The sequence below is a fragment of the Marinobacter azerbaijanicus genome (genome assembly GCF_030250645.1).
In the GTDB taxonomy this organism is placed as follows: Bacteria; Pseudomonadota; Gammaproteobacteria; order Pseudomonadales; family Oleiphilaceae; genus Marinobacter; species Marinobacter azerbaijanicus.
The window spans coordinates 411,119-429,977 of the sequence record NZ_JASSVS010000002.1 but is presented as its reverse complement, the minus strand read 5'-3'; the positions used below and the strand labels follow the sequence as shown (position 1 = coordinate 429,977).

Below are 18,859 nucleotides of genomic sequence, written 5' to 3'. Positions count from 1 at the left end.
CATGCAGCCTGTGGAAGTGCTGGCAAACCAGCTCAAGCCCAATCGCGGCTGGTCAGAGCACCTTGGCAATGAGTTCAGCCAGCCGTACATGCAGCAGCTGGCTGACTTCCTGGCAGCGGAAGAACAGGTCGGAAAAACCCTGTTCCCCGCCAGCCACCTCTGCTTCAACGCTCTGAACAGCACCCCGCTGAACCAGGTCCGCGTTGTCATCCTCGGCCAGGATCCCTACCACGGCCCTGACCAGGCCCATGGCCTGTGTTTCTCCGTGCGCCCCCATGTCGCCATACCGCCCTCCCTGGTCAACATCTTCAAGGAAATCCGCGACGACCTCGGCATCCAGCCCCCCGACCACGGCTGCCTCCAACCCTGGGCTGACGAAGGCGTATTGCTCCTGAACAGCGTCCTTACCGTCGTCCAGGGTCAGGCAGGTGCCCACCAGGGCAAAGGCTGGGAAACCTTCACTGACAAGGTTATAGAAACCATCAACCGGGAACGGGAAGGCGTGGTGTTTTTACTCTGGGGAAGCTACGCAAAAAAGAAAGGTCAACACATCGACCGCAGCAAACACCTGGTACTGGACGGCCCACACCCGTCCCCGTTAAGCGCCTACCGCGGCTTTTTCGGCTGCAAGCACTTTTCCAAGGCAAACGAGTGGCTACAACAAAATGGTCTGCCAACAGTCGATTGGTCTTTGCCAAACAAATCCGAGCTACTGGAAAAATACGGCAAAAATCAGTCTAACTAACACCGCGGGCAAAAAGGCAGGCCCGCAACAAAGTCTGATCGGCCGGAGGCGGGGGTATTTTCTCTGACAGGAAAAGGTGTCTGAGCGCAGCGAGTTCTTTTCCCGAAGAAAAATACCCCCGCCTCCGGCCAGCCCCCCGAATTACCAGGCCCGGAAGGAACTATTTAAGCAGCGCCATAGCCGCTTCCATCTGCGCATTCAGGTCCTCTTCCTCGCTCATATCCACCTCCGGATCCAAGCCGAGCCGATCAAACGCCGAAATCGTTTTCCAGTCCACCTCCGTCCAGGGGTGATCCGTACCCGCAATCAACTGCAGGTTCGCCACCAGCACCAGATCCGCATAATCCACTGCTGGCACTTCCCGATGCAGATTGGCGTATTCCAGAGGTACATTCTGAAGTTCCTTCGGAAAATCCCACTTCTGCAGAATCGTCGCTCCGATACGGGGATGAATCTCATCAATCACATTATCCAGCATGATACTGCTGATCTGGATATCACGATCCTCCACATACCGCAGAATCGGCAACACCCCGATCAGGTGGATCAGCCCCGCAAGCGTAGCCTGATCCGGTTTCAGCTTTGTGTAATGCTGCGCCAGCACATGGCACACACCTGCCACCTCGGTACTCTTCTGCCAGGTCGCTCGCAGGCGCTTGTCGATCATGTCAGAGGTGGCCTGGAACATCTGCTCCATAGCCAGACCCATGGCGAGATTACTGGTGTAGGCCATTCCAAGTCGGCTGACCGCCATGTTCAGGTTTTCAATGGCACGGCTGCCACGGAACAGTGGGCTGTTGCAGACACGGATGATTCGGGCAGAAAGCGCGGTGTCATTACTGATGACCTTGACCAGATCCATAATCGCGGAGTCTTCATCTTCAGCGATTTCACGTACCTGCAGCGCAACCTCCGGCAGCGTTGGAAGTACTAGTTTGTCGTTTTCAATGGCATCGGTCAGATCGGTTTTAATGGTTTCGACAATGTTCGACATGGTCAGTTGTGGTCCGCCTGTTGAATGTTACCTGGCCGGCAGAAGAGTCCGGAAAGGCCAAAATATTCAGATTTATGAAGTACTTTATAGCAAATTCTCGGGATTCTTCCTGTCAACTTATGTATCAGGCGTACCCATTTGTTCACGTTCGGAAACGGAATAGGGCAGAGGGCGCGGAGATAGGACGGTATTCGGGGCGCTCTCAGGAGCCAGCTCTTTCTCTGCTGCATCGTGTCGCACCACGGCAAGACATTCTGCTGTGCCATCGGAAAAACCAACGGAGCTGATCACAGTACCTACCGGGCGATCGCCATTGAGAACAGCCTCTCCAGGAACGGGCGGACTCTCCGCCTGGCTGGTTGCGAACCGGAACAGGCTTTTCTTGAGTTGTCCCAGGAAGTGCATGCGGGCAATCACTTCCTGTCCGGTATAGCATCCCTTTTTGAAGTGAATGCCGCCCACGTGCTGCCAGTTCAACATTTGCGGAACGAATCCCTCAGTGGTGGCGGAAGCTAGCGCGGCCACGCCGGCGGCGATTTCGGAAGCATGCCAGTCGGCCAGACTGGCCCTGGGGATGCTGTCCAGTGCCTGTTGCAGCGGGCTGGCCAGATCTCCGGTCTGCCACAGCTCGTAACGGGCCATGCCTTCGGCGGTATTCATTGTGCGCACCAGGTGCCCGCCCCCGATTATTATCGAATCGCCTGCCACTGCCAGTCTGTCGCTTTCCGCCGGTAACAGCTGTCCGGCTGTGGTCTCACCCATCAGGCCGATGATCCGGGCTGCTGTTTCCACTTCCATGGAGGTGCCACGGAAAAGCATCAGATACTTGCGCAAATGCCGGACAGTATCGTCTGCCAGCTCAGCGGGCAGCTCCATCAGTACGTCGTCGCCATCCCTCACCAGTCTGGTCAGGCAGTAGGCCCGACCTTTCGGGGTGCAGGCTGCTGCTCTAGGAGAGTGGTCAGAGGTGACATCGTCAATCTGCTGGCTGAACTGGCCCTGCAGGAACTTGTCGGTTCCCGGACCGGCAATTCGTACTACGACGCGGTCAGTAACATCAACGCGGGCGGGAGAGGGTAGCGGATGGCTGGCAACCGGATTTTCGGTGTCTGACATGGAGCGCTCCGGAATCAGTGGGTTTCCTGGACATTCACTGGTTGTTGACCAGCATTCTGCGTGCCCCGGCAGGACTCCCCAGGCGAAGCCATACCCGTAATTGACGGAATGCTTCTGGTGAGGTGTTGCAGAGCCAGGGCGTGAATGCAACCAGAACAACAGGATGTGTCCCTGATATGGAGTCGATGCACTGCAGTTTCAAGATGGCGAACCGTGCGCCCAGCCGGCTTTCGTCACCGGGCAGCACTGCATATTCCGAACCGGAGGCAAGGCAAGCATAGAGTTGCTGGCCCTCAACCCGCAGACCGACCACTGCGTTTGCTCCGGACAATAAACCGTTGCGGCAATACTGAAAAACGCCGCCGGCAAGTGTTGGAGCAGCCAGCGCCAGCATGGCCAGGCCCTGGTTATTGGCCAGAAGCACCACCAGAGCTGTCAGCGCCAGCCAGGGCAGGGCACACAGACCTGCGACCGGGTGAGATGGCAGCAGTTGCAGGTCAATCCGGTTGGACACGTTTCAGAATAATGTCGACGATGCGTTGCAGATCGGGGTCCTCCGGGCGGCTACGCTGCATGAACCACTCGAACATGTCGGTGTCTTCGCAGGTGATCAGTTTGTGATAGCACGCCTGGTCTTCCGCGGGGAGGTCGCGGTAGGCTTCTTCCAGGAACGGGATCAGTAGTACATCCAGCTCAAGCATGCCGCGACGGCTGTGCCACCAAAGGCGGTTAAACTCGGTGTTATCAGACATGAATACTCTCAGTTGCCCAGTGGGATCGGTTCGACCTGCCCCGGTCACGGGGCGGGTCGTCTATAGGTTGTAGGGACCAGTACGGTATCTTTTGCTTCCTGGAGCAGTCCCGGAAAATCCAGCGTGTAATGCAGGCCGCGGCTCTCCCTGCGCTGCAGGGCGGAACAGATGATCAGGTCGGAAACGGTAACCAGGTTTCGCAGTTCCAGAAGGTCATTGGACACCCTGTAGTTACTGTAGAACTCGCCGATTTCACGCTCCAGCAAGTCTATACGGTGCTTGGCCCTTTGCAGGCGCTTGGTGGTCCGGACAATGCCTACATAGTCCCACATGAAATGCCGGAGCTCGTCCCAGTTGTGGGAGATTACCACGTCCTCATCGGAATCCCGCACCTGGCTTTCATCCCAGTCCGGAGCCTCCGGCGGTGGCGGGAGATCGGATTCCCGTCTTGCGATATCCGCAGCGGCGGCGCGGCCATAGACCAGGCATTCCAGAAGGGAGTTGCTGGCCATGCGGTTGGCCCCGTGCAGTCCGGTAAATGCTGCCTCACCAACCACATAGAGCTGATTGATATCCGTGCGGGCCCGCTCATCGCTGAGCACCCCGCCACAGGTATAGTGGGCGGCCGGCACCACCGGAATGGGTTCCCTGGTGATATCAATGCCAAAGGTCAGGCACTTTTCGTAAATGGTCGGAAAATGTTGTCTCACGAAGTCGGCGGGCTTGTGGCTGATATCTAGGTACAGGTGGTCGGCGCCAAGGCGTTTCATCTCATGGTCAATGGCACGGGCAACAATATCCCTGGGCGCCAGCTCACCGCGTTTGTCGAACCGATCCATGAAACGGGTTCCATCGGGGAGCAACAGCGTGCCGCCTTCGCCCCGCACCGCCTCGGTGATCAGAAAGGATTTTGCGTGGGGGTGGTACAGGCAGGTTGGATGGAACTGGTTAAATTCCATGTTGCCCACCCTGCAACCTGCCCGCCACGCCATGGCGATGCCGTCGCCTGATGCACCATCGGGATTGGTTGTGTAGCGATAGGCCTTGCTGGCGCCACCAGTGGCAATGACGGTGAAGCGGGCCCGGAACAATTCTACGTGGTTGTCTTCCAGGTTCAGTATGTAAGCGCCTACACAGGCATTGCCCGGTAGTGACAGCTTACGGTTGGTGATCAGGTCCACTGCCACCCTGCCTGACATGAGTGTGATGTTGGAGCGTGACTGGGCCTGCGACGACAAGGTTGTGGAAACCGCATGACCGGTGGCATCGGCAGCGTGGATTATGCGCCGGTGGCTGTGTCCGCCCTCCCGTGTCAGGTGGTAGTGTGTGTCATCTTCCCGGGTGAAAGTGACGCCGCTGTCAATCAGCCAGTCAATGCTTTCGCGGCCATGTTCAACGGTGAATCTGACGGCATCTTCGTGGCAGAGACCGCCTCCGGCGCTGAGGGTGTCACTGATATGGTTTTCGACAGAGTCGTTGTCGTCCAGAACCGCTGCGATACCACCCTGAGCCCAGAGTGTCGCGCCGCTACCGATGTCGGCCTTGCTGACGACGGCAACCCGCAGATGTTCAGGGAGATTGAGGGCAACGGTTAACCCGGCAGCGCCGCTGCCGATTATCAGTACATCGAATTCGTGGGATTGTGGCATCGGATCGTTATCACAGGCCATAATGTGGAGGTGTATTGAACTAAACTTTGTGCCTGCTGTCTATTTGGCCTGAGACGGGGTGCTCCCAGTCTCCCAGTGAGTCGGGGGCGCCATAGCTTAATCGGACGCCAGGCAGCAGAATGACTAAACCCAATTACAGCCAAGCTGACCAAGCGGTTGCTCACTATGGAAACGCCGACGCCCCGTCCATGACTGCGGATACAGAACGACACAAGGAAGAACATAGCGAAAGCCAGACAGACCTTCAGTTGGTAAGGAAGGTCCGTCATGGCGACCGGTCAGCCTTTGACCTCCTGGTGGTCAAGTACCAGTCACGGGTAGCGTCGATTATCAGTCGTTATGTTTACGACAGCCAGGAAGTGATGGACCTGACCCAGGAAACCTTCGTCAAGGCCTACCGGGCCATAGAGCGTTTCCGTGGTGACAGTGCCTTTTATACGTGGCTGTACCGCATTGCGGTTAATACCGCCAAGAATTTCCTTGAGTCCCGCGGCCGTCGTCCGCAGGGGAGTGCCGACTCCGGTGAAGCCGAAAACTTTGAAGATGGCTCAAGGCTGAGAGATAACGCGTCACCGGAGAAGCTGCTGCAACGGGATCAGCTTCAGGATGCGCTCAGGGTGGCCATAGCCAACCTGCCGGAAGAACTGAGGTCAGCGTTCCTGCTCAGAGAATATGATGGGCTGAGCTATGAAGACATTGCCGGTATCCTGGAGTGCCCGATTGGTACTGTAAGGTCGCGGATTTTCAGGGCAAGGGATGCAGTTGATCGCCACCTTGGCCCCTTGTTAAACGATTCCCGGACATGATGAGGTTGCATCCTATGGATGATCGTCTCAAAGAAACCCTGTCAGCAATGATGGATGACGAAGCGGACGAACTGTCTGTCCGTCGTTTATTGTCGCATGCCCGTCAGGATGACATTCGTTCCCAGTGGCAGCGTTGGCAGCAGGTGCGTGATCTGATGCATCAGGGCAACCTGGCCGAGGATCGAATCGACGTCAGTGCCAGTGTCAGGGCGGCACTGGATGGGTCGACGCAGAGGCCATCCGGTACGGCGATGCTGCAACAGGCTGGCAGAGAGAGGAACTGGCACTGGCCAGCGGTCGCCATGGTAACCCTGGCATTGGTGGTGGGGTTTGGTGCTGGCGCAGGCTGGGAATCAGTGGACAGTTCGGTCGATATTGTGACTGCCGGTATTCCCGCCGAGCAGTCGGACGGCCGCGAATCCGACACTGGGGGTGAGCCGGTGCAGGAAGTTGCCCTACAGGGGCTTGATGACGAGCAATGGGAGCATCTCAGTCGCTACCTTCTTGAGCACGCCCAACACAATAGCGTCGGTGCGGGCCGCGGCTCCGTTGGTTACGCCCGGCTGGTGAGTGCCTCCGGGCCTGGCTACTAGGTCAACGATTTCACCCTCAATACTGGTCGGAGTTGAATGCTCGATGCGTAAATCGGTAACCGCAGTCCGGACCCGGCGTCTGAAACCTGGCAGGTGTTTGCTTACCCTGTTCATGGTTCTGGCTGTTTTGCTGACCGGGCAGGCCGTTGCTGAATCCGGGGGGAGTGGTTCCACAGCATCGGTGGACGATGCCGGCAGCAAGGACGCCGAGTATTGGCTGAGCCGGCTCGGCCCGGCTCTGAACATGACTTCCTACCGTGGCGTCTTTGTCTACGCAAGGGGGGACCAGGTCAGTTCCATGCAGATTGCACACCGTTACCAGGATGGCATCGTTGAAGAGCGTCTGGTCCCCCAGGATGGTGCCAGCGGGGAGATTGTCCGCAAGGGGATGCGTGTGGTCTGTGTGTTACCGGACCATGGGCGTATCCAGCTGGACCAGGTGATCCCCTCTGGTCCTTTTGCGGAAGCATTTTCCAGCCAGTTGATGCCAGTCAGTCGCTGGTATCAGCCGGAGCTGGCTGGTGATGACAGAATTGCCGGTTACGACGTGGTGAGGCTTGCCCTGAAGGCCAAGGATGACCTGCGTTACAGTCATCAGTTGTGGCTGGAAAAGTCCACCGGTCTGCTGGTGAAGAGTCATGTGCGTTCCGCTGAGGGCAGCGTCCTTGAGCACTTTCAGTTCACCAGTCTCGAAATTACCGACAGCCTCGCTGACAGCGAATTTGTTATCCGCACTGAAGGAGAGGAGATTGCGAGGGAGCTGGAGGCCAAAGAGTCGTCTTCCCCGATGCCACGAATGGACGGTTGGACGCTGGAATGGCGACCCGATGGCTTCATTCCCGCGGCAGCGCCACGCTCAGGCAAGGGGCAGGCTGTAGCTTTCTCGGATGGGCTGGCGGCATTTTCGGTGTTTGTCGAGCCGGCCCGCGAGATCGTAATGCCCACAGGGGCGTCACGTATCGGTGCTACAACGGTGTATATGAAACAGCTTGAGGTTGATGACGTGGACTTTTTCGTAACAGTCGTTGGCGAGATCCCTCCCCGTACCGCACGCAAGGTGGCAGACTCCGTGAAAGTGGATGATACCCTGGCGTTCGGAGTAATCCGGCAATGATTACTGAAACCGGCAAGGTGGTTGCGGTCAGTGGCGACAAGGTATGGGTCCAGACGATTCGCGCCAGTGCCTGCAGCAGCTGTTCGGCCCGGCATGGCTGTGGTCAGCGGGCGCTGGCCAGTGTGTCAGCGGGTCGCGCCAATCAGGTGCTTGTCGCCAACACGCTTGGCGCCCGGGTTGGTGATGAGGTGACCGTTGCCATTGACGAATCCGCCTTGCTCGGGGCATCCCTGCTCGTTTACGCCTTGCCGCTTTTATTGATGGTTGCCGGGGCTGTATTGGGACATCATCTATCGGCGGGTCACGAGGGTGCGGCCATGTTGGGGGCAGCAGCGGGACTGGCGGTCGGGTTCCTTGCCGCCCGCAGAGGGCAGTCGCGCTCTGCCGGAACCTGGGAGCCGCGGCTGGTTAACGTCAGACAACTGCCAGTTGAGCTAGTGTAATGGTCAATGCCTGTTCTGTTGAAATTCCCGGCTTTGGCCGCATCATAATTAGAAATATCCGCTAATCAGGGGGTTCTTGATGCTCGAAGTGACAGACAACCATGATATCCAGTCCCGGCCCGGGAGCCGTGGTTTTGTAGCGTTTACCTTGTATCTGCTGTGCCTGCTGGTTCCGATGGCCCTGGCGCAGTCAGCAACTGCGCGCAGTCTGCCCGATTTTACGGAACTGGTTGAGGAGAACTCGAGCGCCGTGGTGAATATCAGCACCACGACGGAACCAAAGGCCGGGCGTAGCCGCTCCCATGGTCTTCCTTTCAATGATCGCCAGTTCGAGCAGTTGCCGGAATTCTTTCAGGACTTCTTCCGTGGCCCACAATCTCCCCATGGCGGAGGTCCGGGAGGCTCTGTCCCAAGGCAGTCCATGGGGTCAGGGTTTATTGTCTCCAGCGACGGCTACGTTCTGACCAATAATCATGTGGTGGAGGGCGCCGACGAGATTATTGTTCGCCTGAATGATCGTCGCGAGTTGCCTGCCAGACTGGTGGGCACAGATCCGCGTTCGGATATGGCGGTTCTTAAAATTGAGGATGGTAATGACCTGCCGGTGGTCAGTATCGGCCGCTCCAGTGATCTGAAAGTGGGCGAATGGGTTCTGGCCATCGGATCGCCATTTGGTTTTGACTACACGGTAACAGCTGGAATTGTCAGCGCCCTTGGCCGTTCGTTACCGTCAGAGAACTACGTACCGTTCATTCAGACTGATGTGGCTATTAACCCGGGCAACTCGGGAGGGCCTCTGTTCAATCTGGATGGAAACGTCATCGGTATCAATTCACAGATTTACACCCGCTCCGGTGGTTTTATGGGGGTGTCATTTGCCATTCCCATTGATGATGCCATGAATGTATTCCGGCAGATCCGGGACAAGGGCTCGGTTTCCAGAGGATGGCTTGGCGTTCTTATCCAGGAGGTGAACCGGGACCTGGCGCAGTCTTTCGGCCTGAAGCGCCCACGTGGTGCTCTCGTCGCGGAGGTTATGGCCGGTTCGCCAGCCGAGAAGGCGGGTTTGAAAGCCGGTGATATTGTACTCGAATACGAAGGCGAAGAAGTGGTCCTGTCTTCTGACCTGCCTCCCATGGTGGGTCGCACACCCGTGGGTGAAACGGCGTCCATGGAGGTGATGCGTGAAGGCCGGCAGATAACTCTGGATGTCGAAATCGGTAAGCTCCCTGAGGAAGGTGAAGCGCGTGCATCCGCGCCGGCTTCCAGTAGTCCTGGTCTCTCCTCCGCACCATTGGGCATGAGCGTTGAACCCCTGTCCGACGAGATCAGGGACTCTCTGGGGGTCTCCGATGGTGTGGTGGTATCCGATATCGCTCAGGGGCCTGCGCTGACGGCTGGCATTCGCCCCGGGGATGTGATTACCGAGCTCAACCGTCGCCCCATTGGCTCCGTCAAGGACTTCCGCGAGGCAGTGGCATCGTTACCGGAGGACAGTGCAGTATCAGTGCGCGTTGTGCGCCAGGGACGGGCCATCTATCTGGTCATGAAGCCCTAACGGGTTCGCGGCGAACTATGCTGGTGTTCACTGAATAAAGCCCTGCTGGCTGTTGGTTAAACGACAGCCAGCGGGGCTTTTGTTATACTGCCGACAATAAAAGATACCTGGCCACGGATCGGACCTGCCATAACATGATGAACAGAAAGGAACTTCCCCTCCGGAAACTGCTCCAGCCGCGCTATTCTTGGATGGCATGGTTGCTGTTGGCTGCATCACTTGCTGTCATGGTCCTGCTTTGGCAAGTTTCCATCCGGCTGGTCGAAGACCGTACCGAAGCCCGTTTCAAGACCCAGTCCCTCCAGCTTAAAACCGCCATTGAAGAGCGTTTGCTGAACTACGAGCAGGTGTTGGCCGGCAGTGCTGGTCTGTTTGCTGTTGCTGGTGACGTCAGCAGGGAAGACTGGCGTGAATACGTGGATAAGGTCGATATCAACCGTTATTACCCGGGTATCCAGGGAATCGGTTACGTCCAGAAGATTGGTGTTCGCCAGATGGCGGATCATATCGCCTCTGTTCGGCGTGATGGCGTTCTCAACTATCTGGTTACACCCCTGGGCGCTGGCCCGGATTACTACCCGATGGTGTATCTGGAACCGGGCACCGAACGCAACCGCAAGGCGCTGGGGTACGACGCCTTCAGCGACCCGGTGCATCGTCGCGCCATGGTACGTGCCAGGGATCATGCCGAGCCCAAGGTGACCGGAAAGGTAGTGCTGGTGCAGGAGGAGGTGGCTGAAGATCAGGCGGGATTCCTGATGTACTACCCGGTCTATCAGGGTGGTGAGGTGCCCGAAAGTCGTGTAGAGCGTCAGATGATGCTGGCGGGTTACGTTTTCAGTGCATTCAGGATGAACCATCTGCTGGACGGTATTGTCGGTCTCATTGCGCCTTTTCTCGACGTGAGGATCTACGATAGCGGTGAGATTTCCCGGGATGCACTGATGTATGGCTCCAATCTTGGCTCTCTGGATGACGAGTTCAGTTTTGAAAAGAGTCAGACGATCACCCATGGTGGCCGGGATTGGCTGCTGCAGACCCGGTCTACACCGGCCTTTGATTATCTCGCATCTGATCCGCGTCCCTCTATTGTCCTGAGTTCCGGAATCCTCATCAGCCTGCTGATGTTCCTGTTCGTCCTTACCATGATTCGTTCCCGCATCATGGCGCAGATCAGCGCTGGCCGTTACCGTGCCATTACTGAAGGGGCTGCCAATGTGACGCTGGTGTTGGAGCGCAACAGAAAAACCCGATACGCAAGCCCATCGAGTCGCGATATTCTTGGTTTTGATCCCGACCGGGCCTCCAGCCTGGAACTTGAATCCCTGGTTCACACGGAAGACTGGCCACAACTGAAGGCCGGGTTTGACGAGGCGGTCAAATCACCCGGGCAGCAGATGCCGGTGATCCGTGCACGTATACGGGATTCGGAAGGACAATGGCGCGACATGGAAGGCACCTTTACCGCCATGCTCAACGTGCCCGGAGTTGATGGCGTTGTGCTCTCCCTGCGAGACCTGACTCAGCTCAAGGCGGCCCAGTCAGAGCTGCACCGACTGGCGTTCTACGATCCGCTGACCGGGCTGGCCAACCGCCAGTTATTCAAGGACCGCCTGAGCCACGTGGTACGCAGAAGCCGTCGCAGTCAGGAGCCAGCGGCACTGATGTTCCTGGACCTTGATGGCTTCAAGCGAATCAATGATACCCTTGGCCACGACTGTGGTGATGAGTTGCTCAAGCAGGTATCCCAGTGGCTTACTGGTTGCGTCAGGGAGGATGATTCGGTTGCCAGGCTGGGTGGTGACGAGTTTGTTGTATTGTTGTCGCGTATCAGTGGCCCTGACGCCGCTGGCAAGGTTGCTGAAACCATACTCAGACGACTCTGCCAGCGCGTTCGTCTGAACGATCATGAGGTTGGTATCACTGTCAGTATCGGTATCACCATGATTCCCCACGACAGTGAGGACCCCGGCACCCTGATGAAATATGCGGACCTGGCAATGTATCGGGCCAAAGAACTGGGCCGGAACATGTATCAGTTCTTTACGCCGGCCATGAACATCAAGGCAGCCCGGCGCCTGTTGCAGCAGGAAGAGCTGGCCACTGCACTGGATGGCGACCGCTTTGTCCTGCACTACCAGCCCAAGATCGATCTTGAAAGCGAGCGGGTGATTGGTGTGGAGGCCTTCCTGCGTTGGCACCATCCGGAAAAAGGTCTTGTCAGCGCCCAGCAGTTCATATCCCTGGCGGAGGAAACCGGCCTGATAGTCAGGTTGGGTGAGATGGCGCTGCGCCAGGCCTGCATTCAGGTTCAGGCCCTTGAGCGTGCGGGATTCGAGTCGCTGAAAATGGCGGTTAACCTGTCGGTACGCCAGCTGACGGACTCCGGCTTCCTGGACATGATGCGTCAGGTAATTACCGAAACCGGGGTGTCGCCGGAGCGTCTGGAGCTGGAAATGCCGGCGGAGCTGCTGAACGAAGATCCGCGAATGCTGAGGGAGCTTCTGGTATCGCTCCATGACATGGGCGTTTGTCTGATCCTGGACGATTTTGGAACCGGTTCCTGCTCGCTCGTTGCCCTGCAGCAGTTACCACTGGATGTGATCAAGATTGATCACCGTTTCATTCGCGACATCCCATACAACGTCAGTGCAACGGATGTGGCTTCAGCTGTCATTGCGCTGGCCAGGAAATTACATCTCACAGTTGTCGCCGAAGGGGTGGAAACTCCCCAGCAGCTGAATTTCCTCAAAAGTGCCGGCTGTGCCCAGTGTCAGGGCAATCTGTTCAGCTATCCGCTGGATGAGGATGCCCTCATCGGCTTCCTGATTCGTCAATATGAGAGGCCACTAACTTCCTGATCATGGCAATGACAGCCGGTAACCGGTAAAATCACGCCGTCGCCGGACTCCGGCACGGCCCTTCCGGGCTCAATCCTTCGTATTTTTATGAGTATTCATTGTCTGTGACTGAACTGAGCCGAATCCGAAACTTTTCGATCATCGCCCACATCGACCACGGTAAATCCACTCTGGCGGACCGCTTTATCCAGATCTGCGGCGGCCTCACTGAACGTGAAATGGCCGAGCAGGTGCTTGATTCCATGGATCTTGAGCGCGAACGCGGTATCACCATCAAGGCCCAGAGCGTGACACTGAACTACAAGGCCCGGGACGGTAAAGAATACAAACTGAACTTTATCGACACACCAGGCCATGTGGACTTTTCCTACGAAGTCTCGCGCTCTCTCTACGCCTGCGAAGGTGCTCTCCTGGTAGTGGACGCAGGCCAGGGTGTTGAGGCCCAGTCGGTGGCGAATTGTTATACCGCCATTGAGCAGGGTCTGGAAGTGGTGCCGGTGTTGAACAAGATGGACCTGCCGCAGGCTGAGCCCGAGCGTGTCGCCCAGGAAATCGAGGATATTATTGGCATTGCCGCCACCGAGGCGGTCCGCTGCAGTGCCAAGAGCGGCATTGGTGTGGAAGATGTTCTGGAAGACCTGATTGCCAAGATTCCACCACCCAAGGGTGACCGCAGTGCACCCCTGCAGGCGCTGATCATTGACTCCTGGTTCGATAACTATCTGGGCGTCGTGTCCCTGGTGCGGGTGACCGAGGGCACGCTGAAAAAGGGCGACCGGATTGTCATCAAGTCCACTGGCAAGGCCTGGAACGCCGATAAAGTCGGTATTTTTAACCCCAAGCCGAAGGATACGGATATTCTGGAAGCCGGTGATGTTGGTTTCGTCGTGGCCGGTATCAAAGACATCCATGGTGCGCCAGTGGGCGATACCATCGTGCAGCAAAAAGGATCCGACGATATCCCCATGCTGCCGGGCTTCAAGAAAGTAAAACCACAAGTTTATGCCGGGTTGTTCCCGGTCAGCGCGGACGACTACAACGATTTTCGCGACGCGCTGGAAAAACTCACGCTGAACGACGCTTCACTGTTTTTCGAGCCGGAAAGCTCCGATGCGCTTGGTTTTGGCTTCCGTTGTGGCTTTCTGGGCATGCTCCACATGGAGATTGTCCAGGAACGTCTGGAACGTGAATACGATATTGACCTGATCACCACAGCGCCTACGGTAATCTATGAAGTCGTTACCAAACAGGGTGAGACCCTGTCGGTAGACAACCCCTCCAGCCTGCCGGATATTGGTTCCATTGAGGAAATGCGCGAGCCAATCGTTGAAGCCAACATTCTGGTGCCTCAGGAACACCTGGGTAACGTCATCAAACTGTGCGAGGAAAGGCGCGGCATCCAGAAAAACATGCACTTCATGTCAACCCAGGTTCAGGTGACCTACGAGTTGCCGATGGCAGAAGTGGTACTGGACTTTTTTGACCGCATCAAATCTGCCAGCCGCGGCTTTGCCTCACTCGATTACCATTTCGTGCGTTTCCAGACCGCGAACCTGGTAAGGCTGGACGTGCTGATCAACGCAGAGCGAGTGGATGCTCTGGCACTGATTGTGCACAAGGACCAGGCACACTATAAGGGCCGTGCGCTGGTTGAGAAAATGAAAGAACTGATTCCGCGCCAGATGTTCGATATCGCCATTCAGGCGGCGATCGGAAATCAGGTTGTATCGCGGGTGACCGTCAAGGCGCTTCGCAAGAACGTCACCGCCAAGTGTTACGGTGGCGACGTCAGCCGGAAGAAGAAACTGCTGCAGAAGCAGAAAGAAGGCAAGAAGCGCATGAAACAACTGGGCAATGTCGAGGTGCCTCAGGAAGCATTCCTTGCCGTATTGAAAGTGGATAACTAAAAGGCACCTGAATGGATATTGATTTTCCCCTGGTTCTCGTAGTTCTGACATTTGTAACAGGGCTGATCTGGCTGTTGGACCGGCTCGTTCTGCGCAAGCGCAGGCTTACCGCGGCAGGGTTGAAGCCAGGGGAGTATGAGGCGGATAAAGAACCCAAGGAGCCCTACCTTGTCGATCTGAGCCGTTCTTTCTTCCCGGTCCTGGCAGTGGTGCTGGTGTTGCGCTCATTTCTGGTGGAGCCTTTTCAGATTCCTTCTGGATCCATGTTGCCAACCCTGGAAGTAGGGGACTTTATCCTCGTCAACAAGTATGCCTATGGCCTGAGGCTGCCCGTTGCGGGCACAAAAATTTTGGAAGTGGATGACCCGGAGCGTGGCGATGTTATCGTATTCCGTTATCCGGAAGATGGCAGCACCAATTACATCAAGCGGGTTGTGGGTCTGCCCGGGGATCATATCCGTTATCAGGACCGTGAGCTGTTCATCAATGGTGAGAAGGTTGAGTCTCGTTTTGTCGCAAGGCTGCCGCCGGTAGAGCTGCGGCGTGAAACACTTGGTGATCACCAATACAATGTCTTTCTGACCCTTGGCCGCACGGGCCACTCCGGTGACGGGCAATGGCTGGTTCCCGAGGGTGAGTACTTCGTGATGGGTGACAACCGCGATAACAGCAACGACAGTCGCTACTGGGGCACTGTTCCGGATGAGATGGTGGTGGGTAAGGCGTTTGCAATCTGGATGCACTGGGAATCACTGACCAGCCTGCCATCCTTTGATCGTGTTGGCGGTATAGAATAAGTGCGTTGTAATTCAGGGGTATCTTTATAATGAAGAAAAACAGTCTTTCATCCATGCGCAGGCAGGCGGGCGCATCGGCACTGGTGATCATGATCATGGTGCTCTTCTTCGGTGGTCTGCTGACGCTTGTGATCAAGTTGGGGCCGGCTTATCTGGACGACATCACTATTCAGGAAGCACTGGAAAGCCTTGAGGGAACCGAAGATCTTTCCAGCATGGGACCTGCACAGGTAAGAAGCCTTATCAACAAGCGACTGAGCGTCAACAATGTGAGAGGGTTTGACGCCAAGAACATCACCGTTGAGAAGAACGGCGAGTTTGTGGTGATCAATGTGGATTATGAAGTCCGCAATAACCTCTTCCGTAACGTGGATACGGTTATCCACTTCCAACACGAGTACGAGATGAAGGGCAAGTGAGTTCGCAACCGGATCTGGAACAGCTGCAGCGGCGTATCGGGTATCAGTTCAAAACCCCGGAGCGTCTGCTGCTGGCGCTTACCCATCGCAGTTTTGGCAACCAGAACAATGAGCGCCTGGAATTTCTGGGTGACTCCATTGTCAATATGGTTATTGCCGAATATCTGTACCAGCACTTTGAAAAAGCCAGGGAAGGACAACTGAGTCGTCTGCGTGCCCGCATGGTAAAGGGAGTCACGCTGGCGGAAATTGGTCGAGAATTCGAACTGGGTAAATACCTTCGTCTGGGCTCCGGCGAGTTAAAAAGCGGTGGATTCCGTCGTGAATCGATTCTCGCGGACGCCGTTGAATCCATTATCGGTGCGATTTACCTGGACAGTGATTTTCATACCTGCCGGGAGCAGGTTTTGCGCTGGTTCGAGGTGCGCCTGAAGCAGTTGGATCTTCAGGATACCCAGAAGGATCCGAAAACCCGACTGCAGGAATATTTACAGTCGCGGCAGTTTCCTTTGCCGCTTTACGACGTGATTTCGGTGGACGGTGAAGCTCACGCCCAGACGTTCCATGTTTCCTGCGCTCTGCCGTCACTGGACCGGAAAACTACAGGTACCGGTAACAGCCGACGGATTGCCGAGCAGCAGGCCGCCCGCAATGCCCTCAAGGAATTGGGCGTGGAGAATGATTGATGAATGATGTTACCCGTCCGGAAAACCCGGATAGCCGTTGTGGATTCGTGGCGATTGTTGGCCGTCCGAACGTGGGCAAGTCCACGCTGCTGAACCATATCCTTGGTCAGAAGCTGAGTATTACCTCCCGAAAGCCACAGACCACGCGCCACCAGGTCCTGGGCATCAAGACCGAGGGGCCGGTGCAGGCCATCTATGTGGACACCCCGGGTATGCACGAGGAAGAGCCACGCGCCATCAACCGTTACATGAACAAGGCGGCCACATCGGCGTTGAAGGACGTGGATGTAGCGGTGTTCGTGGTTGACCAGATGGCCTGGACCACCGCAGACGAAATGGTGCTGGAAAAACTGAGCAGCCTGAAGTGCCCGGTGATTCTTGCAGTGAATAAGGTGGACAGAATAGAGAACCGCGAGGCCCTTTTGCCACACCTGGACATGCTGTCGCGGAAGCGGGAATTTGCTGAAATCATTCCGTTATCGGCCCTGAAGGGCATGAACCTGGCGCCTTTGGAAGAAGCGGTAGGGCGTTTCCTGCCACAAAGCGTTCACTTCTATCCGGACGACCAGGTTACGGATCGCAGTGAGCGCTTTATGGCGTCCGAAATGGTGCGGGAGAAAATCACCCGTCAGTTGGGTGCTGAGCTGCCGTACTCAGTGGCAGTTGAAATCGAGGAGTTCCGCAAGGACGGCAAGACCCTGCACATCTCCGCGTTGATTCTGGTGGAGCGTGAAGGTCAGAAGAAGATCATGATCGGCGACAAAGGCGAGCGGTTGCGCCGCATCGGCCAGGAAGCCCGGGCAGATATGGAGCGCCTGTTTGACAGCAAGGTAATGCTGAGGCTCTGGGTCAAGGTCAAGCGGGGCTGGGCAGACAGTGAACGGGCCCTGAAAAGTCTTGGAATGAACGACTTCTGAGGCGTCTATGACGGGGCCAATGCAGCAGGAGCCCGCTTACGTCCTTCACCGCCGGGCATGGCGGGAAACCAGCCTGATGGTGGATATCTTCTCCCTGAATGCGGGCCGCATTACCGCCATTGCCCGTGGTGGCAATAGCGCAAAAAGTCCGCTGAAGGCACAGTTGCAGCCGTTCCAGCCGTTACTGGTGGACTGGGCCGGCCGTAGTGACCTGAAAACCCTCACTCAGGTGGAAGTCCGTGGCGGGCCCGTGCTCAAGCCGGCTCTTTCTCTCTACAGCGGGCTCTACGTAAACGAACTTTTGCAGCGACTGTTACCTCCAGCTGATCCTCATGCCCGCCTGTTTGCCTCCTATATCGACGTAATTTCCGAGTTGTCGGATGCGGGTGACGTGGAACCCGTTCTCCGACGGTTCGAGCAATCCCTTGCGGCAGAACTGGGATATGACTTCGCATGGGACCTGGCCACCGATACCGGGCTGGCGGTCGAGGCCGGTGAGTATTATTGCTATGATCCGGAACAGGGGGTTCTGGCTATGCCTTCGGCGGGTGTCAGGCTTCAGAACCTTTCCGGTGCCACGTTACTGGCTCTTGCGTCCGGAGATCTGGAGTCAACAGAATGCCGCCGTGTCGCCAAGCGGGTAACCCGTGTACTGGTCGACTATCTTCTGCAGGGCCGCCCCCTCAATAGCCGAAGCCTGTTCAGTCATCATCGAGGAGATCGTAATGAACCCTAGCGCAACGAATCCCAGAGTGCTGCTGGGTGTCAACATTGACCATGTCGCAACACTGCGCCAGGCCAGAGGCACTCGCTATCCGGATCCGGTGCAGGCGGCCATCCTGGCAGAGGAGGCCGGTGCCGATGGTATTACCATCCACCCCAGGGAGGATCGCCGACACATCCAGGATCGGGATGTGCTTATGCTCAGGGAAATCCTGACCACCAAGATGAACCTGGAAATGGCTGTTACTGACGCCATGCTGGCATTTGCAGAGCAGGTGCGCCCGGAATGCGTATGCCTGGTGCCTGAAAAACGCGAGGAGCTGACCACCGAAGGCGGGCTTGATGTGGAAGGGCAGGAAGCACGCGTTGCCAAGGCGTGTGAGCGGTTGGCAAGGATAGGAACTGAAGTATCCCTGTTTATCGACCCGGATATCGCGCAGATTGACGCAGCCATCCGGTGCGGAGCACCGGTGGTAGAGCTCCACACAGGCGAATATGCCGAAGCGGATACGCCAGAGGCAGCAGACGCCGCGTTTGCCACGCTATTAACTGCTGTCGAGCATGCCCGGAAAAAGGGCCTGATCGTGAATGCAGGCCACGGCCTTCACTATCACAACACCGAACGGGTAGCGGCGATTGCTGGTATCAACGAGCTCAACATTGGCCATGCCATTATTGCACGGGCGGTCTTTACCGGCCTGAAAGAGGCTGTCAGGGACATGAAAGCCATTCTGGCCAACGCCCGGTCCTGATCGGAG

General features: G+C 56.8%; 19 protein-coding genes. 14 read left to right on the top strand and 5 right to left on the bottom strand.

What is annotated here, in order from left to right:
* Nucleotide 1: 1 nt before the first annotated feature.
* The gene (gene ung, locus QPM17_RS05470; protein ID WP_285389449.1) at nucleotides 2-745 is read left to right on the top strand and encodes a uracil-DNA glycosylase; all 744 of its coding nucleotides are present in this window, start codon (nucleotides 2-4) and stop codon (nucleotides 743-745) included.
* A 160-nt stretch (nucleotides 746-905) separates the two neighbouring features.
* On the opposite strand, the gene QPM17_RS05465 is transcribed toward ung, so the two are convergent.
* The 5 genes from QPM17_RS05465 to nadB all read right to left on the bottom strand — a co-directional run bounded on the left by QPM17_RS05465 (nucleotide 906) and on the right by nadB (nucleotide 5,256).
* Nucleotides 906-1,739 (bottom strand): HDOD domain-containing protein, encoded by an 834-nt coding sequence (locus QPM17_RS05465; protein ID WP_285389447.1) that lies wholly within the window; start codon nucleotides 1,737-1,739, stop codon nucleotides 906-908.
* Between the two features lie 117 nt (nucleotides 1,740-1,856).
* A complete protein-coding gene (gene ygfZ / locus QPM17_RS05460; protein WP_285389445.1) occupies nucleotides 1,857-2,855 on the bottom strand; it encodes a CAF17-like 4Fe-4S cluster assembly/insertion protein YgfZ in 999 nt (332 codons plus the stop codon).
* A 34-nt stretch (nucleotides 2,856-2,889) separates the two neighbouring features.
* Nucleotides 2,890-3,369: a hypothetical protein gene (locus QPM17_RS05455; RefSeq protein WP_285389443.1), complete on the bottom strand. Its 480-nt coding sequence runs from the start codon at nucleotides 3,367-3,369 to the stop codon at nucleotides 2,890-2,892.
* Complete coding sequence (locus QPM17_RS05450) at nucleotides 3,353-3,607, bottom strand: FAD assembly factor SdhE (RefSeq protein WP_285389441.1); 255 nt, start codon at nucleotides 3,605-3,607, stop codon at nucleotides 3,353-3,355. The genes QPM17_RS05455 and QPM17_RS05450 overlap by 17 nt, the downstream gene beginning before the upstream one ends.
* A gap of 44 nt (nucleotides 3,608-3,651) precedes the next feature.
* Nucleotides 3,652-5,256 (bottom strand): L-aspartate oxidase, encoded by a 1,605-nt coding sequence (gene nadB, locus QPM17_RS05445; protein ID WP_285389439.1) that lies wholly within the window; start codon nucleotides 5,254-5,256, stop codon nucleotides 3,652-3,654.
* Nucleotides 5,257-5,396: 140 nt separating this feature from the next.
* Between nadB and rpoE the strand changes: the two genes are divergently transcribed.
* The 13 genes from rpoE to pdxJ all read left to right on the top strand — a co-directional run bounded on the left by rpoE (nucleotide 5,397) and on the right by pdxJ (nucleotide 18,853).
* A complete protein-coding gene (gene rpoE, locus QPM17_RS05440; protein WP_285389438.1) occupies nucleotides 5,397-6,083 on the top strand; it encodes an RNA polymerase sigma factor RpoE in 687 nt (228 codons plus the stop codon).
* 14 nt (nucleotides 6,084-6,097) lie between these two features.
* Nucleotides 6,098-6,676 carry a sigma-E factor negative regulatory protein gene (locus tag QPM17_RS05435; RefSeq protein ID WP_285389435.1) on the top strand — a complete coding sequence of 193 codons (579 nt, stop codon included), beginning with the start codon at nucleotides 6,098-6,100 and terminating at the stop codon, nucleotides 6,674-6,676.
* A gap of 43 nt (nucleotides 6,677-6,719) precedes the next feature.
* Entirely contained in the window at nucleotides 6,720-7,790 is a 1,071-nt protein-coding gene (locus QPM17_RS05430) for a MucB/RseB C-terminal domain-containing protein (RefSeq protein ID WP_285389433.1), read from the top strand.
* Nucleotides 7,787-8,233 carry a SoxR reducing system RseC family protein gene (locus QPM17_RS05425; RefSeq protein WP_285389432.1) on the top strand — a complete coding sequence of 149 codons (447 nt, stop codon included), beginning with the start codon at nucleotides 7,787-7,789 and terminating at the stop codon, nucleotides 8,231-8,233. Before QPM17_RS05430 ends, QPM17_RS05425 begins: the two co-directional genes overlap by 4 nt.
* Before the next feature lie 175 nt (nucleotides 8,234-8,408).
* On the top strand, nucleotides 8,409-9,791 hold the full coding sequence (locus tag QPM17_RS05420) for a DegQ family serine endoprotease (protein WP_285389769.1): 1,383 nt from the start codon (nucleotides 8,409-8,411) through the stop codon (nucleotides 9,789-9,791).
* A gap of 134 nt (nucleotides 9,792-9,925) precedes the next feature.
* Nucleotides 9,926-12,652, top strand: coding sequence for a bifunctional diguanylate cyclase/phosphodiesterase (locus tag QPM17_RS05415; RefSeq protein WP_285389431.1), 2,727 nt, complete (start codon nucleotides 9,926-9,928; stop codon nucleotides 12,650-12,652).
* Between the two features lie 104 nt (nucleotides 12,653-12,756).
* Complete coding sequence (lepA, locus tag QPM17_RS05410) at nucleotides 12,757-14,559, top strand: translation elongation factor 4 (RefSeq protein ID WP_285389429.1); 1,803 nt, start codon at nucleotides 12,757-12,759, stop codon at nucleotides 14,557-14,559.
* A gap of 11 nt (nucleotides 14,560-14,570) precedes the next feature.
* Nucleotides 14,571-15,356: a signal peptidase I gene (gene lepB / locus QPM17_RS05405; protein WP_285389426.1), complete on the top strand. Its 786-nt coding sequence runs from the start codon at nucleotides 14,571-14,573 to the stop codon at nucleotides 15,354-15,356.
* Nucleotides 15,357-15,385: 29 nt separating this feature from the next.
* Nucleotides 15,386-15,775, top strand: coding sequence for a DUF4845 domain-containing protein (locus QPM17_RS05400; RefSeq protein ID WP_285389425.1), 390 nt, complete (start codon nucleotides 15,386-15,388; stop codon nucleotides 15,773-15,775).
* Entirely contained in the window at nucleotides 15,772-16,461 is a 690-nt protein-coding gene (rnc, locus tag QPM17_RS05395; protein WP_285389423.1) for a ribonuclease III, read from the top strand. Before QPM17_RS05400 ends, rnc begins: the two co-directional genes overlap by 4 nt.
* The gene (gene era, locus QPM17_RS05390) at nucleotides 16,461-17,378 is read left to right on the top strand and encodes a GTPase Era (RefSeq protein ID WP_285389421.1); all 918 of its coding nucleotides are present in this window, start codon (nucleotides 16,461-16,463) and stop codon (nucleotides 17,376-17,378) included. Before rnc ends, era begins: the two co-directional genes overlap by 1 nt.
* 7 nt (nucleotides 17,379-17,385) lie before the next feature.
* Complete coding sequence (recO, locus tag QPM17_RS05385; protein WP_285389419.1) at nucleotides 17,386-18,114, top strand: DNA repair protein RecO; 729 nt, start codon at nucleotides 17,386-17,388, stop codon at nucleotides 18,112-18,114.
* Nucleotides 18,104-18,853 carry a pyridoxine 5'-phosphate synthase gene (gene pdxJ / locus QPM17_RS05380; protein WP_285389417.1) on the top strand — a complete coding sequence of 250 codons (750 nt, stop codon included), beginning with the start codon at nucleotides 18,104-18,106 and terminating at the stop codon, nucleotides 18,851-18,853. Before recO ends, pdxJ begins: the two co-directional genes overlap by 11 nt.
* The last annotated feature ends 6 nt before the right edge of the window (nucleotides 18,854-18,859 follow it).

Bases quoted from the DNA above. Each gene is read 5' to 3' on its own strand.
- ung (WP_285389449.1), top strand. From the start codon at position 2: ATGCAGCCTGTGGAAGTGCTGGCAAACCAGCTCAAGCCCAATCGCGGC.
- QPM17_RS05465 (WP_285389447.1), bottom strand. From the start codon at position 1,739: ATGTCGAACATTGTCGAAACCATTAAAACCGATCTGACCGATGCCATT.
- ygfZ (WP_285389445.1), bottom strand. From the start codon at position 2,855: ATGTCAGACACCGAAAATCCGGTTGCCAGCCATCCGCTACCCTCTCCC.
- QPM17_RS05450 (WP_285389441.1), bottom strand. From the start codon at position 3,607: ATGTCTGATAACACCGAGTTTAACCGCCTTTGGTGGCACAGCCGTCGC.
- nadB (WP_285389439.1), bottom strand. From the start codon at position 5,256: ATGCCACAATCCCACGAATTCGATGTACTGATAATCGGCAGCGGCGCT.
- rpoE (WP_285389438.1), top strand. From the start codon at position 5,397: ATGACTAAACCCAATTACAGCCAAGCTGACCAAGCGGTTGCTCACTAT.
- QPM17_RS05435 (WP_285389435.1), top strand. From the start codon at position 6,098: ATGGATGATCGTCTCAAAGAAACCCTGTCAGCAATGATGGATGACGAA.
- QPM17_RS05430 (WP_285389433.1), top strand. From the start codon at position 6,720: ATGCGTAAATCGGTAACCGCAGTCCGGACCCGGCGTCTGAAACCTGGC.
- QPM17_RS05425 (WP_285389432.1), top strand. From the start codon at position 7,787: ATGATTACTGAAACCGGCAAGGTGGTTGCGGTCAGTGGCGACAAGGTA.
- QPM17_RS05420 (WP_285389769.1), top strand. From the start codon at position 8,409: ATGGCCCTGGCGCAGTCAGCAACTGCGCGCAGTCTGCCCGATTTTACG.
- QPM17_RS05415 (WP_285389431.1), top strand. From the start codon at position 9,926: ATGATGAACAGAAAGGAACTTCCCCTCCGGAAACTGCTCCAGCCGCGC.
- lepB (WP_285389426.1), top strand. From the start codon at position 14,571: ATGGATATTGATTTTCCCCTGGTTCTCGTAGTTCTGACATTTGTAACA.
- QPM17_RS05400 (WP_285389425.1), top strand. From the start codon at position 15,386: ATGAAGAAAAACAGTCTTTCATCCATGCGCAGGCAGGCGGGCGCATCG.
- era (WP_285389421.1), top strand. From the start codon at position 16,461: ATGAATGATGTTACCCGTCCGGAAAACCCGGATAGCCGTTGTGGATTC.
- recO (WP_285389419.1), top strand. From the start codon at position 17,386: ATGACGGGGCCAATGCAGCAGGAGCCCGCTTACGTCCTTCACCGCCGG.
- pdxJ (WP_285389417.1), top strand. From the start codon at position 18,104: ATGAACCCTAGCGCAACGAATCCCAGAGTGCTGCTGGGTGTCAACATT.